9 protein-coding genes are annotated in these 12,937 nt (G+C 41.7%); 4 read left to right on the top strand and 5 right to left on the bottom strand.

The features are described 5' to 3' along the window. Window positions 1-437: 437 nt before the first annotated feature. The gene (locus I6E61_RS03350) at window positions 438-1,061 is read left to right on the top strand and encodes a TetR family transcriptional regulator C-terminal domain-containing protein (protein ID WP_320158566.1); all 624 of its coding nucleotides are present in this window, start codon (window positions 438-440) and stop codon (window positions 1,059-1,061) included. Window positions 1,062-1,501: 440 nt separating this feature from the next. On the opposite strand, the gene I6E61_RS03345 is transcribed toward I6E61_RS03350, so the two are convergent. Genes I6E61_RS03345 through aldA form a run of 4 tightly spaced genes read right to left on the bottom strand, consistent with a single transcriptional unit; the run spans window position 1,502 to window position 7,174 of the window. After that, window positions 1,502-3,118: a GMC family oxidoreductase gene (locus I6E61_RS03345; protein WP_197129758.1), complete on the bottom strand. Its 1,617-nt coding sequence runs from the start codon at window positions 3,116-3,118 to the stop codon at window positions 1,502-1,504. A 2-nt stretch (window positions 3,119-3,120) separates the two neighbouring features. After that, complete coding sequence (locus tag I6E61_RS03340) at window positions 3,121-4,356, bottom strand: mandelate racemase/muconate lactonizing enzyme family protein (RefSeq protein WP_197129756.1); 1,236 nt, start codon at window positions 4,354-4,356, stop codon at window positions 3,121-3,123. 54 nt (window positions 4,357-4,410) lie between these two features. Further along, complete coding sequence (locus I6E61_RS03335) at window positions 4,411-5,703, bottom strand: nitrate/nitrite transporter (RefSeq protein WP_197129753.1); 1,293 nt, start codon at window positions 5,701-5,703, stop codon at window positions 4,411-4,413. A 52-nt stretch (window positions 5,704-5,755) separates the two neighbouring features. Then, complete coding sequence (gene aldA, locus I6E61_RS03330; protein ID WP_265091279.1) at window positions 5,756-7,174, bottom strand: aldehyde dehydrogenase; 1,419 nt, start codon at window positions 7,172-7,174, stop codon at window positions 5,756-5,758. Window positions 7,175-7,867: 693 nt separating this feature from the next. On the opposite strand from aldA, the gene I6E61_RS03325 reads away from it, so the two are divergent. Then, on the top strand, window positions 7,868-8,629 hold the full coding sequence (locus tag I6E61_RS03325) for an IclR family transcriptional regulator (RefSeq protein WP_197129747.1): 762 nt from the start codon (window positions 7,868-7,870) through the stop codon (window positions 8,627-8,629). A gap of 350 nt (window positions 8,630-8,979) precedes the next feature. Here the strand turns inward: I6E61_RS03325 and I6E61_RS03320 are convergent, their stop codons facing one another. Continuing rightward, window positions 8,980-9,750 carry an IclR family transcriptional regulator gene (locus I6E61_RS03320; protein WP_197129744.1) on the bottom strand — a complete coding sequence of 257 codons (771 nt, stop codon included), beginning with the start codon at window positions 9,748-9,750 and terminating at the stop codon, window positions 8,980-8,982. Between the two features lie 241 nt (window positions 9,751-9,991). Here I6E61_RS03320 and I6E61_RS03315 point away from each other — a divergent pair, with 241 nt between their 5' ends. Continuing rightward, on the top strand, window positions 9,992-11,182 hold the full coding sequence (locus I6E61_RS03315; protein ID WP_197129741.1) for an iron-containing alcohol dehydrogenase: 1,191 nt from the start codon (window positions 9,992-9,994) through the stop codon (window positions 11,180-11,182). 59 nt (window positions 11,183-11,241) lie between these two features. Further along, the gene (locus I6E61_RS03310) at window positions 11,242-12,732 is read left to right on the top strand and encodes a CoA-acylating methylmalonate-semialdehyde dehydrogenase (RefSeq protein WP_197129738.1); all 1,491 of its coding nucleotides are present in this window, start codon (window positions 11,242-11,244) and stop codon (window positions 12,730-12,732) included. Window positions 12,733-12,937: the final 205 nt, after the last annotated feature.

The following is a 12,937-nucleotide window of genomic DNA, read 5'->3' as shown; positions in this document are numbered from 1 at the left end:
AAATAAAGATTATTTCATGTTTTTTACGTAGCATAATTTATGCCAAATTAATTAATTGTTATTTATCAAATACTTACCGTTTTTATATGCAAAAATTTTTAGACCATATGGTTTAAAAACATGCATGAAAATAGTGCGGATGTTATAAAATAGTGCAGAATGTTGTAAAATAGTGCAGAAAGTTTTTAATAGTGCATATTGATAAAAATGATGTTGAATGAGTAAAAAAGAGGGGTTTTTTGATACCAAATCGTTATAGTCAAATACCTTATAAACTCGATACAGCTGCGTGATTAAATGCTGCCGACATGTCTGTTTTGACCAACCAGTGGGTATATGCACTCGGTTGATTTAACCTTTTTCTAAATTGACTTAATTATCATGTAAAATTAGGTTTACATGACTTTATGATCAGGAACCATACATTGAGAGAATACGTGCTAAAAGAAGAGATAGAAACGAGTTCAAAGATATTGAAGAAGAAAGAACACATCATCAATGCTGCATTGATTGTGTTCTCTCAAGAAGGATTAAATGGGGCGCGAATGGAAAAAATCGCTGAAGAAGCTCATATATCTAAATCGAATATATTCTACTACTTCGACAGTAAAGAGGTTCTGTATGTTGCCGTTTTAGAAAGGGTGCTTAGCAAGTGGCTATCACCTTTGAACGAGATGAATGTCAACCAAGATCCAAGAAAGGCCCTTATAAACTACATTGAAGAGAAATATAAAGTTTCAAAGAAATCGCCTGCAGCATCAAGACTGTATGCATTAGAGATTATGCAAGGCGCCCCTCACTTGATGGCCGTATTAAAAGGACCTTTGAAGTCCTTGGTTCGAGAAAAAGTGGCAGTGATTGACGAATGGATTGCAGATAACAAGATTAAGTCCGTTTCTGCCATTCATTTAATTTTTCATATTTGGGCCGTCACTCAGCACTATTCTGATTTTTCTACACAAACGGAAGCGGTTTGTAATCATAGTTTAAAAAATAAGAAATTCGCTAATAATGCGTTAGACACTAGCATTCAACTTCTAGTAGATAGTTTGATTGTATAATTTGATATTAGTTGAGTATAACTACAACTTAAAAGAATACAGCTCACAATAGAGTTCCTTACAAGGTATATATAAGGAGTTTTAGCATAAGAAAAAGTATGGCTGAAACCCACATGCTGCATTCTTCCCTTCTCTTTTGATTGTCAAACAGATTTTTGATACCGATACCGACATTGATACTATCTGTCAAATTGTGTCGCGCTCTTAGATGATTGGCCATATCAATCGCACACTTGTATTTAGGTACACAATTCAACACCGGTAACAGTAAAAGGCTGCTAACACTATATTTTATATAGTGTTAGCAGCCTTTTTATCATCTAGTTATTGTATATAGTTAATTCAGTTTAAAAGAGAGACAAGGCAACCGAGTGCAGATGTAACTGTGATACTTCAAGCGAGGCTAACGCTGTCACTCTTTTATAGAGGATTGGCTATCGTTAATTGATATGATCTTGCAGTACCATATCAGCTCCTTTTTCTGCGACCATCATTACTGGTGCATTGAGATTTCCTGACGTTATATTAGGAAAGATAGAGGCATCAATGACTCGTAGGCCTGTCACACCATAAACACGCAATCGACTATCTACCACTGCCGTCTTAGGGTCGGGACCCATGGCGCATGAACCGCAAAGATGATAAATAGAGCCCGCGTTTTCTCTAAAAAACTGCAGCATGCTTGCTTCGTCAGTGACTTGGTTGGCTGGGGATACTTCTTCAACCGTGATGGCTTTAAGAGCTGGCGCATTCATTAGCTCACGAATTAGCTTATTACCCTGAATGACTTCCTTTATATCTTTCTCAGTCGACAAGTAGTTAGGCTTTATCAAAGCAGGGTCTAAAGGATCAGCAGACGCTAACTCTATAACTCCCTTACTCGTTGGTCGGCAGGGATTGAACGCTACTAAAAACCCTGAATAAGGTTCTGGCTCTAAAGTCGCTTTCGGATCGTTAGGTATGCGATAAGACATCGGGTTGAAGTACAGTTGAATATTTGGCAGATCTTCATCAGAGGTTCCTTTGAAAAATCCACCTCCTTGATTTACACTCATTGCAAGTGGACCGCCTCGGTTGACTAGGTATTTGAGACCTGCTTTAGCCTGACCAAACATAGAACCAAGGTCATCGTTCAGGGTTTTTATATTGGCCCTGTAATAGTAACTAACACATAAGTGGTCCTGTAGGTTTTGACCAACAGCCGGAGCATTGTGAACCATCTGAATGTTATGCTTAGCCAGTAATGAGTGATCTGCAATACCTGATAATTGCAACAGTTTTGGCGAGTCCACCGCACCTGCTGAGATAATAATTTCACGTTTCGCCGTCACCGTTTCAATCTGGTTGTTTTGACGAATTACTAAGCCGTACGCATTTTTATGCTCATCAAATAATATCTTTTCTGCGACGGTATTATGTTGAATATGAAGATTGGCACGTTTTAATGCAGGCTTTAGATAGGCCGTATTGCTCGAATCTCGTTGTCCTTTACGGGCATTAATCTCGTAAATACCAGCACCTTCAAAATGCTCACCATTAAAATCATCATTGATTTTATAGCCAACTTCTTCAGCGCCTTTTAAATAGTGATTACAAAGACTGTGTGCACCATCTTTCATTGGAGTAATAGCAATTTTCCCTTTAGATGAGCGGTATTTGGTATCGCCTGCAGGGTGTTGTTCTATTTTTTTGAAGTAAGGTAGTACATCTTCATAAGACCAGCCTTCATTTCCTGCTGCTGCCCAATCGTTGAAATCTGCCGCCTGCCCTCGCACGTAAATCATGGCATTAATGGATCCTGAACCGCCCTGAACCTTACCTCTTGGCGCGTAAATTTTTCGGTTAGCTAGAGCCGTTTCCGGTTCACTGTAGTACATGTAGTTGTATTGTGGGTTGTAGTAAGTTTTGCCAAAACCAAGCGGTAGTTTAATCCAAGGACTATTGTCTTTACCTCCTGCTTCGAGAATTAGCACAGAGTACTGGCCAGACTCACTCAGACGATCTGCTAATATACATCCTGCAGAACCTGTACCAACAATGATGAAATCATATTCCATATTTAGATCCCCACCTTAGTTTTCCAATTGGTGCAGGATTGTTCTTTGTAGTCGTAAGGCTTTGGATCCATCGATAAATGAAGTTTTTTACCTGTATATGGAGAGCAGGCTTTCACCACTTCCATATTTAGTTCAATGCCTAATCCTGGTTTATCAGAAGGAATGATATAACCATCTTTCCATTCGATTTTTTCTTGTAGGACTTCAGCATGAAACCCTCCCCACGTCATAATACTTTCTTGAATCAAAAAGTTTGGGGTGGCGGTTGCTAACTGAATGCTTGCTGCAGCGCCCACCGGACCGTTATATAGATGGGGTGCTATCTGGGCATAATAGGCTTCTGCAATGGAGGCTATTTTTTTGGCTTCAAGGATGCCGCCGACTCGTCCAAGATTCATCTGTAGGATAGAGGCCGCACCATGTTTAAGCACATCGTGAAACTCATACTTGGTTGTCAGGCGTTCGCCAGTAGCCACTGGAATGCTTGTCTTGCTAGCGACACGTGCCATCGCCTCTGACTGGCCCGGAGGTACTGGCTCTTCAAACCATAATGGATCAAAAGGTTCGAGTCTTTTGGCCAGTCTTATTGCTGAGGCAGGACTCATCTGCCCATGAGTACCAAAGAGAAGGTCGCAGTTATTACCAACAGCATCTCTAATTCGTTGGCAAAAAACAGCGGATTTTTCTAGCGCTTCTAATGAGATTTGATGACCAGAATAAGCGCTATATGGTCCCGCAGGATCAAACTTTAAAGCTGTAAAGCCGCTTTCCATATCTTTAATAGCGCATTCAACTGCTAGATCTACGTTATCGTAATCGTACTCTCCAGCTTTATTTTTAGGGTAAAGATAAGTATATGAACGCAATTTATCGTGAATCTTACCTCCGATTAGCTCGTATACTGGTTTGTTTGCTGCTTTACCAATAATGTCCCAACAAGCCATTTCAAGGCCACTTATTACGCCCATCATGGTTAAGTCTGGTCGTTGTGTAAAGCCACTGGAATAAGCTTCCCGGAAGAAACGTTCTACATGATGCGGGTCATACCCTTTAAGATAGCGGTCAAAGACATCTTCAATCGCTGACTTCATAACGGATGGGTGAAATGATGCAGCATATACTTCACCAATACCTTCTATACCGCAAGCAGTTTTTAGGGTGACGAAAATCCAGTACATGCCACCGACATGTGGAGGGGGCGTAGCAACTATATGTGTTTCGCAAGAGACAACTTTCATGACAAATCCTTTTGAGTAGACATTATTTTTTTAATTGAAATACTATAGATTTCGTTATAGAGACTTTTTCTTATAAGTCATTTTTTTTAGTTTAAGGATGGCAGCCGTACCGAGTAATCCCATACCGGCGATATAACCAAAGTAGAGGTTATAGATAGCAATACCTTCATAGCGATCAGCGATAAAACTATAGATTTGTGGTAGGAATATATCTGGTGTATAGGCCACAAGGGAGATCACACCAATCGCTAGACCTGTTACATGCAGTGGAATATTACAGTCATCGAGTATTGCCCAATACAAGCCACGAATGGCGTAAGTCAAGACTCCTATAAATAGTACGATAGCCAGTAACATGTAAATCGAGCTCAACTGAGGGAATGCAATCATGCCTATCAAACCTAGAGAAGCACCTATTAACGCTACTGCCAAGATATTTTCTTTACCGTATTTATCACCAAGAAACCCTGCACCAATACCACCAATGGGTCGCATCCAAAGCTTAGCCACTGTGATAAATCCTGCGGTGACGGCTGTAATTTCATAACCCTCTTGCATAAATGCAGAAAAAGAATACGTTGCCCAAAACAACTGATAGCCACAAAAAATAACGGCAGCGACCATCCATAATTCAGGAATAGAGGCGAGTGTCTTTAAATCTACAAGCAGATTACCACTACCACTTTTACTGGTAGCTTTCTCGAGTACTTTGTCAGTACGTACAAATATGAAAGTCAGTATCGCTGTGACAATACATATAAAAGAATACATGTAGATAACTTGTTTCAAAGCAACAGTAGTACTTTGGCCTTGAGAATCAACGGCATAAGAAAAAATAGCGATTGCAATAGTTGCCAAAATAGCTTCAACCAAGCCGCGTCCGCCATCTAGGATACCGAAAAACCGACCCTGCTCATCTGGGCGAGCCAGCATCTTGACGCCTTTAAGCATAGATGCCCAAAAAGTCAGACCAGCACCGATTCCCCAAGCCATAAAGATATATGGTAGAAACTCCTTGGAAGGGATAGCGGCAAACCATAATCCTAAACCACCTGTCAACGCCATAGAGAAAGCAATGAGTAGCCGCGGCGAGACCTTGTCTGCCAACCAACCACTAGGGACGTAGCAAATAAGAAACATGGTTCCTAGCATGGAGTAGTAATTACCCAGATCACTGGTAGTAATCTGAAATGCTTCCAAAATTGACGTTTCAAAGTTTTGGCGCAGATAAAGTAAAGGATAAATCGCACCAGCTGCTAGTAGTAATAGAGAGAACTGAAAGTAACGCTTGAAATTAGAGTTTGGGTTTTTAACTATATATAAAGGTTGTGGAGTAAGAGTATTCATAATTTTTATTACCTCGCCAAACAGTTATGGCTAAAATTTAGCTGATAATAAATTAGTAGTTGAGAACTACGAGGCGTGTTTGGGTATATTGAAGCATGCCGTGTTTTCCATCATCACCGCCTAAGCCAGAACGTTTCCAGCCTGCATGGAAGCCTTGATAAGGATCAGATGGGGTGCGGTTGATATATATTTCACCAGCTTCAATATTGTTAGCAATCTTCATTGCTGTGCGATATTTTTCGGTATAAACAACGGATGCAAGACCGAACTGATGGTCGTTTGCTAAAGCAAGCGCTTCATCAGCATTGCTATATTTCAATACAGGTAAAACTGGGCCGAATATTTCTTCTTGCACAATCTCCATGTCTTGGCGGCAATTAGTCAGAAGAGTGGGTGGATAAAAATGACCAAGACCTTCAGGGATATAGCCACCAACTTCTAATGTGGCACCATCATCAATCGCACGCTCTACCATCTGATGAATATTTAGACGAGCATTATCGTTAACCAACGGCCCCATAAATTTAGGGTTTGTTGAGCGATCACCAAATTGTTGTGCGCTCATATGCTTTCGCAGTAAGGCCACGAATTTCTCATAAATATCTTCGTGCACATAGACACGCTCAACCGCTGTACATAGCTGACCGCAATTGGTTGTTTTGGAGGCGACGATATCCATTGCTGCTTTTTCAAGATCTGCATCAGGTTCTACGATGGCAGGGGTTTTGCCTCCGAGTTCCAGAGACGACTTAGCAATGTTAACTTGTGAATACTCAAGTACCTTGCGTCCTGCACCAACACTACCTGTTAATGTAATCATGCCAACTTTTGGGTGTGTGCATAAGATCTCTGCAGTGGCATGGTCCATTGTTAAGATGTTGACAACGCCTTTGGGAATCCCTGCTTCCTGTACGGCTCTAGCAATAGCGAATGCTGAGCAAGGCGTATTATTACTTGGACGAACAACAACCGTATTTCCAGTTATCAATGCCGGAGCGATCTTACGAAGTAAGGTGTAAACAGGATAGTTGAATGGGATGAGGCAGCTGACTACCCCTATTGGTTCTCTCTGCAGTAGTAGGTTCTCTGACGGTGAATCGCTAGGGATGATTTCACCTTCAATACGGCGGGCCCATTCTGCATGGTAGCGAGTAATATCGGATGCATATACGGCTTCATTGGTCGCATCTTCAAGGCTTTTACCTGATTCCTCAGCCAAAGCAGTTCCGATAAGATGCTTATGTTGCAACAAGGCATCGGCTAACTTATGCAAATAACCTGCACGTTCAATGCTGGTGAGTTTTCGCCAAGATTTTTGAGCCTCTGCCGCAACTGCTACAGCATGAATGGCTTCTTCTGAAGTAGCTGAAGGAACATGTGCGATGAGTTCTTCATTGGTGGGATTGTAAACAGAGATTGTAGAGAGGTTTGCTGAATGAACGAATTCATTGTTTATGAAGTTTTGTTCCATTTTCATGACTATAATCCTTTTGTCGTCGGAGACATCCTAGCTGTCGTTGGAGATATCCTAGATTGGCTTAGATAAGTTGTCAAACACTTTTTTATATTTAGAATAATATTTCCATATATAGAAATATTCCTTACATTTACAAATGCATATTTAAGTGTTTTATTTCGCACAATCAAAACAGAAAGTAAAAAATATCAACGTTGGGTTTATCGCGTAGCACTCGTGACTTATGGCTGTCTATCTTGTATAGTCAGGCGCTAACAAAATCTATACGATCGTAGGTTGTTACTTATATTCCTGAATAAAATACAAGATAGTTCACAAAAGTGAGCGAGTAAGTACTCCCTTGAACTAATAAATGTTTAGATGTTAGACAGTAAGTATTCATTTGATATCGAAAAGAATCATTCGATTTTATATGCGGATATAAATGGCTTGTAGACACAGACATCTTTCTTTTATAGTTATATAAATTGCATGGTAAGTGTTAGTAATTGCTTCTATATCCTGCTAGGTTTAGTGATATAGAGCAGTCTTGAGTGCAAGGAAAACGCTTATATCCAATACTTGAATAGTGCGTTATTTGAAAGTAGCTTTATGAGGAAAGGCATATTAATTGCATACTTAACAAATACAGAAATATTTAGTAAATACAGTTATTTTTTTATATATAAAAAATAGGATAGTAAAAAAATGCAGAATAAAGAAAAATCTAAAGCACCTGCAGTAGATAGCACAATGATGATTTTGGATTTGTTGGCATCTACAGCTTATCCTTTAACACTTTCCGAAATTTGTAGAGAAACCGGTATTGCCGTTGCGAGTGGTCATCGTATAATTAATACAATGCTTGAACATCAGATGGTCGCTCTAGATCCAAGCCGTAATAAGTCCTACTGCATTGGTTCGAAAATATTCCAAATCGCGTCTACTATCTATAATAAACAGAACATTATTCCATTTTTTTATCCTATTGCTGAAATTTTGAAGAATGAAATTCATAAATCAATCTGTCTCTGTGTTCCTATTGGTAATAAAGTAGTCGTTGTTTCCAAAGTTGAGTCGTCACTCAGTGGTGCTTTCAATATTTATGTGGGTCAGACGATGCCATTGCACCTCTCAGCATCAGGTAAAACAATTCTGGCAATGCGATCACTTGAATTTCAAGAAAGTTACTTCCAAGCAGAGCTGAAGTTGAATCCCTCTCTTCAAGAGAGTATGGAACAAATACAAGAGGATTTAGAACGGACTAGAAGATTGGGGTATGCCGTCACTCATGATGAGGTTGGCAGTCAAGTCAGCAGTATCGCTACTCCTATTCTTAATCTACGTAATGAAGCCGTCGCGGCGATTAGTGCCGGAATTGTCGGTAAAACCTTAAATCCACAAGATGCGCGTAATTACTCAAAGAACATGGTTCAGGCAGCGAGGCAGTTATCAGCTAGGATTGTCTGACTTACAATATTTACGATTAAAATGAGCATAATTAATCAGGAATGATTTGCCTGAGCCACTCTGTAAAGCGGATAACCAAGGCACGTTCGAAAGGAATACGCTGCGATAAACACCATGGAAAAAGTATTAAGATTTTGGGGAAAGGTTTATTGTAGTGGCGTGTTAAGTAGTATTTACAGAACAGGTTACTGAAACGTAAGTAGCCGGAGAGTGACTATTCTTAAGTACCAAAATCGTGGTGAGGTCTCAGTTAAATACAACACAATCTTCACAAAGATACTAAGTTGGATGGTCCAGTCAATAGCTATCTACTGCTAGTAGTCCACTGCCCTGTTTTATCGACCACTCACCTATTCATAGTTTTGATTAAAAATAGCGGACAGCTCATTTGCCGCCTCTTGCATAAGAGGCACATAGCTGAGCAGCTCTTCTAGACTTTTTCTCACGGTCGGCCCATGGGTAAACACCGTCGCAAATACCTGTTGATCTCCATTAGGAATCATGACCGCACACGCTACCATGCCTGGAATAAACTCCTCATTATCCACGCCTACTCCCGTCTCACGCGTTGCACTAATCGTTTGCATCAGTTGCTTTTTATCGGTCTGAGTTTTGGTCGTTAATGCGTGTAACGACATTTTTTCAACGATGCGTGTACATTTCTCATCTGATAGCTGTGATAATAATAATTTACCACTAGCACTGGCCCAAACAGGTACGTGAGTGCCAGAAGGTAAAAATATTTGTAGCGGCCAATCCGACATAACGCGATCGATATAAACCACATCTAAGTCTTGTAAAATCGAAATACCCACCGTCTCCCCTATTTGCGCTGACAACTCATTCAGTATGGCCAATCTTTCATTTTTGAAATCACTGTTTTGCAACAAGTTCATGGCAAGCTTATACGTGCGTTTTCCACAGGTTACCTTTCCTGGCAAATCTAACTGCACAAACCCAAGACCCTGCAATTGATCCAATAGCCGATACATGCTTGGCACCGGAACTTCTAATGTTTCTGCTAAATCGCTAACACTCATTGGCCGTTGCGAGCTGGCAAGCACCTCTACTATCTGTAAGACACGCTCAACGCTTGAGCCCTTCTTTTTAGTATTACTCATTGTTTGGTTTAAACCTCTAGCTGACTCGCAGCAAATAAATTTATTTATTATAACGATAAAATTTACGTTTTTGCGTCTTGCTATTACAAAAACATTCTGTTACCTTTCACATATCGATAAGATATTTATCGTTATGTGAATTTTATATCTAAGTGCTATACACTTTTGTGAATAGTCCGTACGACGATTGAGCTGCCTACTACGCTCATATCTGAAGTCATTAATTCAAGGATGAGTCACTATGTCACACAGTATCCTGCTCCCAAGAACGATGGAAATTGGACGCGATGCCTGCCAAAATCTGCCAACAATATTGGCCAGCTTAGGGGTGAAAAAACCCCTTATTATCACTGACGAGATGATGGTTAAACTCGGCTATGTCGATAACATACAAACCATTTTGAAAGCAGCACAAATCAATGCCGATGTATTTTCAGATACGGTGCCAGAGCCTACTGAAAGCTCTATTGAGGCCGGCGTGTCTCAAGTAAAAGCACAAGATTACGATGGTTTGATTGCCTTAGGTGGCGGAAGCCCTATCGATAGTGCAAAGGCCATTGCGATTCTAGGAAAATTTGGCGGCGTGATTCGCGATTATAAGTTTCCTCGTCAAGTGGATGAAGCAGGTTTGCCTATTATTGCCATACCGACGACGGCAGGCACAGGATCAGAAGTGACACGCTTTACCATCATTACCGATGAGGCTAATAATGAAAAGCTATTGTGCGTGGGTATGGGATTTATGCCCGTCGCAGCCATTATCGATTATAGCCTCACGCTCAGCGTACCGCCTCGTACTACCGCGGATACGGGGATCGATGCGATGACCCATGCTATTGAAGCGTATATCAGCCCTAAACGTAATGCCTATAGCGACCAACAGGCGCTCGCAGCCTTACGCTTAATTGGACCCAATATCCAAACCGCTTATCACGACGGCAAAGATGAAACCGCCCGTGAGGCAATGATGCTGGGCTCTACCTTAGCAGGTATTGCGTTCTGTAATTCTTCGGTTGCGCTGGTACATGGTATGAGTCGTCCGATTGGTGCCTTTTTTCATGTGCCACATGGCCTATCAAACGCGATGCTATTGCCAACTATTACAGAATTCGGCATCTCTAGTGCCCCCGACCGTTATGCAGACTGCGCACGTGCATTAGGAATAGCGGACCACAGCGAGACAGATGATCAGGCCAACGTCAGTTTGGTCAATTATCTAAAAAGCTTAAATGATGAGCTTCACGTGCCCACATTGGCACAGTTTGGTGTACAAAAAGCAGATTTTGATGCGCTAATAAATACAATGTGTGAGCAAGCATTTGCATCAGGTTCACCCACCAACAACCCTCGAATACCTACGCTAGAAGAAATGGTTCAACTTTATACCTTGCTATGGAATGACAACACTGTTGCTGAGAGTTCAGTCAGTTAAAACAGCCCTCATTTACTATTAACCCACTAATTATTCACATGTTTAAAGGAATTAAACTTATGCAAACGATCGGACATTTTATCAACGGCAGCTTGTCAAATAATGACAGCCAAACTCAAGATGTTTACAACCCATCAACCGGTGATGTCAGCAAGCAAGTCGCTTTGGGTGGTGAAAAAACAATCGGCGAAGCAGTCGCTGCGGCTAAAGCGGCTTTTCCCGCATGGAGCAAAACCTCGCCACTAAAACGCGCGCGTGTCATGTTCAAATTTAAAGAGCTGTTAGAGCAAAATGCTGATGAAATATGCAGATTGGTCGGCGAAGAACACGGAAAAATTGTTCACGATGCAGCAGGCGAGCTACAGCGCGGTATTGAAAACGTCGAATATGCATGCGGCGCACCTGAACTGCTCAAAGGCGAGCACAGTCGCAATGTGAGTACCGATATAGACTCTTGGAGTGAGTTTCATCCACTAGGTGTCGTCGCTGGTATCACACCCTTCAACTTCCCTGTGATGGTGCCACTGTGGATGTTCCCGATGGCCATCGTTTGCGGCAATACCTTTGTATTAAAACCGTCTGAGCGTGACCCAAGTGCCACACTTTTCATCGCACAGCTTTTACAGCAAGCAGGCCTACCGGATGGTGTCATCAATGTCGTAAATGGTGGCAAAGAAGCCGTCGATGCTATTTTGCATCATCCAGATGTTAAAGCTGTTAGCTTTGTGGGCTCAACCCCTATCGCTGAATACATCTATACCACAGCTGCCGCTCAAGGCAAACGTTGCCAAGCATTAGGCGGTGCAAAAAACCATGCGATTGTCATGCCAGATGCAGACTTAGACAACGTCGTAACCTCACTATTGGGTGCTGCTTTTGGCTCATCAGGCGAGCGTTGCATGGCGCTGTCTGTTGCCGTGGCCGTCGGTGATGAAACGGCTGACAAGATGATTGCGGCCCTACAGCCTGCTATTAAAGAGCTAAAACTGGGCCTTCATTCAGATAAGAGCAACGACTTTGGCCCTGTCATTACAGCAGCACACAAATCTAAAATTTTAGATTACATCAAAAGTGCTGCCGAGCAAGGTGCTGAGCTCATCATCGATGGTTCTGATGCTGCACCAGAAGGCAATGAAAATGGATTTTTCGTAGGTCCTACTCTGATTGATCATGTCACTAAAGAGATGCACAGCTACGAGGCAGAGATTTTCGGTCCCGTGTTACAGGTGATGCGTGTGCAGACCATGGCCGAGGCCGTACAACTCATAAACGATCACGAATATGGTAACGGCACCTGTATTTATACGAGAGATGGAGAAGCGGCGCGTTACTTTATTGACAACATTCAAGTCGGTATGGTTGGTGTCAATATTCCACTACCCGTACCTGTCGCGTCTCAAAGCTTTGGTGGCTGGAAGCGTTCATTATTTGGTGACTTGGCCATGTACGGACCAGACGGCGTGAGATTCTTCACTCGTCGTAAGACCATTACGCAGCGCTGGCCTAGTGCGGCATTGAGAGAAGAAAAACAGTTCTCTATGCCAACCTAATAGCACCGCCCTTTCAAGGCGCTAGCCTTTAAGAACACTACATTATAAAGGCGCTACATTATAAAGCCCTTACCTTTTAAGCGCACTGCATAATCAGTGCGCTTAAAAGCAGTCGTTTGTATTCAAAAAATGCTGCTTGCTTCTGACTCTCTCCATTATTGGACGACTGGCAAGTGCTCTGACTGAATTCTAATTTTTCATAGTC

Origin of the sequence: Psychrobacter sp. NZS113 (assembly GCF_015864825.1) — a bacterium.
Classification (GTDB): domain Bacteria; phylum Pseudomonadota; class Gammaproteobacteria; order Pseudomonadales; family Moraxellaceae; genus Psychrobacter.
Note: the sequence above shows the minus strand (reverse complement) of the source record. Positions and strands in the feature narration are given on the sequence as shown.

Excerpts from the sequence above, each read along its gene's own strand:
- I6E61_RS03320 (WP_197129744.1), bottom strand. The coding sequence starts at position 9,750 with ATGAGTAATACTAAAAAGAAGGGCTCAAGCGTTGAGCGTGTCTTACAG.
- I6E61_RS03315 (WP_197129741.1), top strand. The coding sequence starts at position 9,992 with ATGTCACACAGTATCCTGCTCCCAAGAACGATGGAAATTGGACGCGAT.
- I6E61_RS03325 (WP_197129747.1), top strand. The coding sequence starts at position 7,868 with ATGCAGAATAAAGAAAAATCTAAAGCACCTGCAGTAGATAGCACAATG.
- I6E61_RS03340 (WP_197129756.1), bottom strand. The coding sequence starts at position 4,356 with ATGAAAGTTGTCTCTTGCGAAACACATATAGTTGCTACGCCCCCTCCA.
- I6E61_RS03345 (WP_197129758.1), bottom strand. The coding sequence starts at position 3,118 with ATGGAATATGATTTCATCATTGTTGGTACAGGTTCTGCAGGATGTATA.
- I6E61_RS03310 (WP_197129738.1), top strand. The coding sequence starts at position 11,242 with ATGCAAACGATCGGACATTTTATCAACGGCAGCTTGTCAAATAATGAC.
- I6E61_RS03335 (WP_197129753.1), bottom strand. The coding sequence starts at position 5,703 with ATGAATACTCTTACTCCACAACCTTTATATATAGTTAAAAACCCAAAC.
- aldA (WP_265091279.1), bottom strand. The coding sequence starts at position 7,174 with ATGGAACAAAACTTCATAAACAATGAATTCGTTCATTCAGCAAACCTC.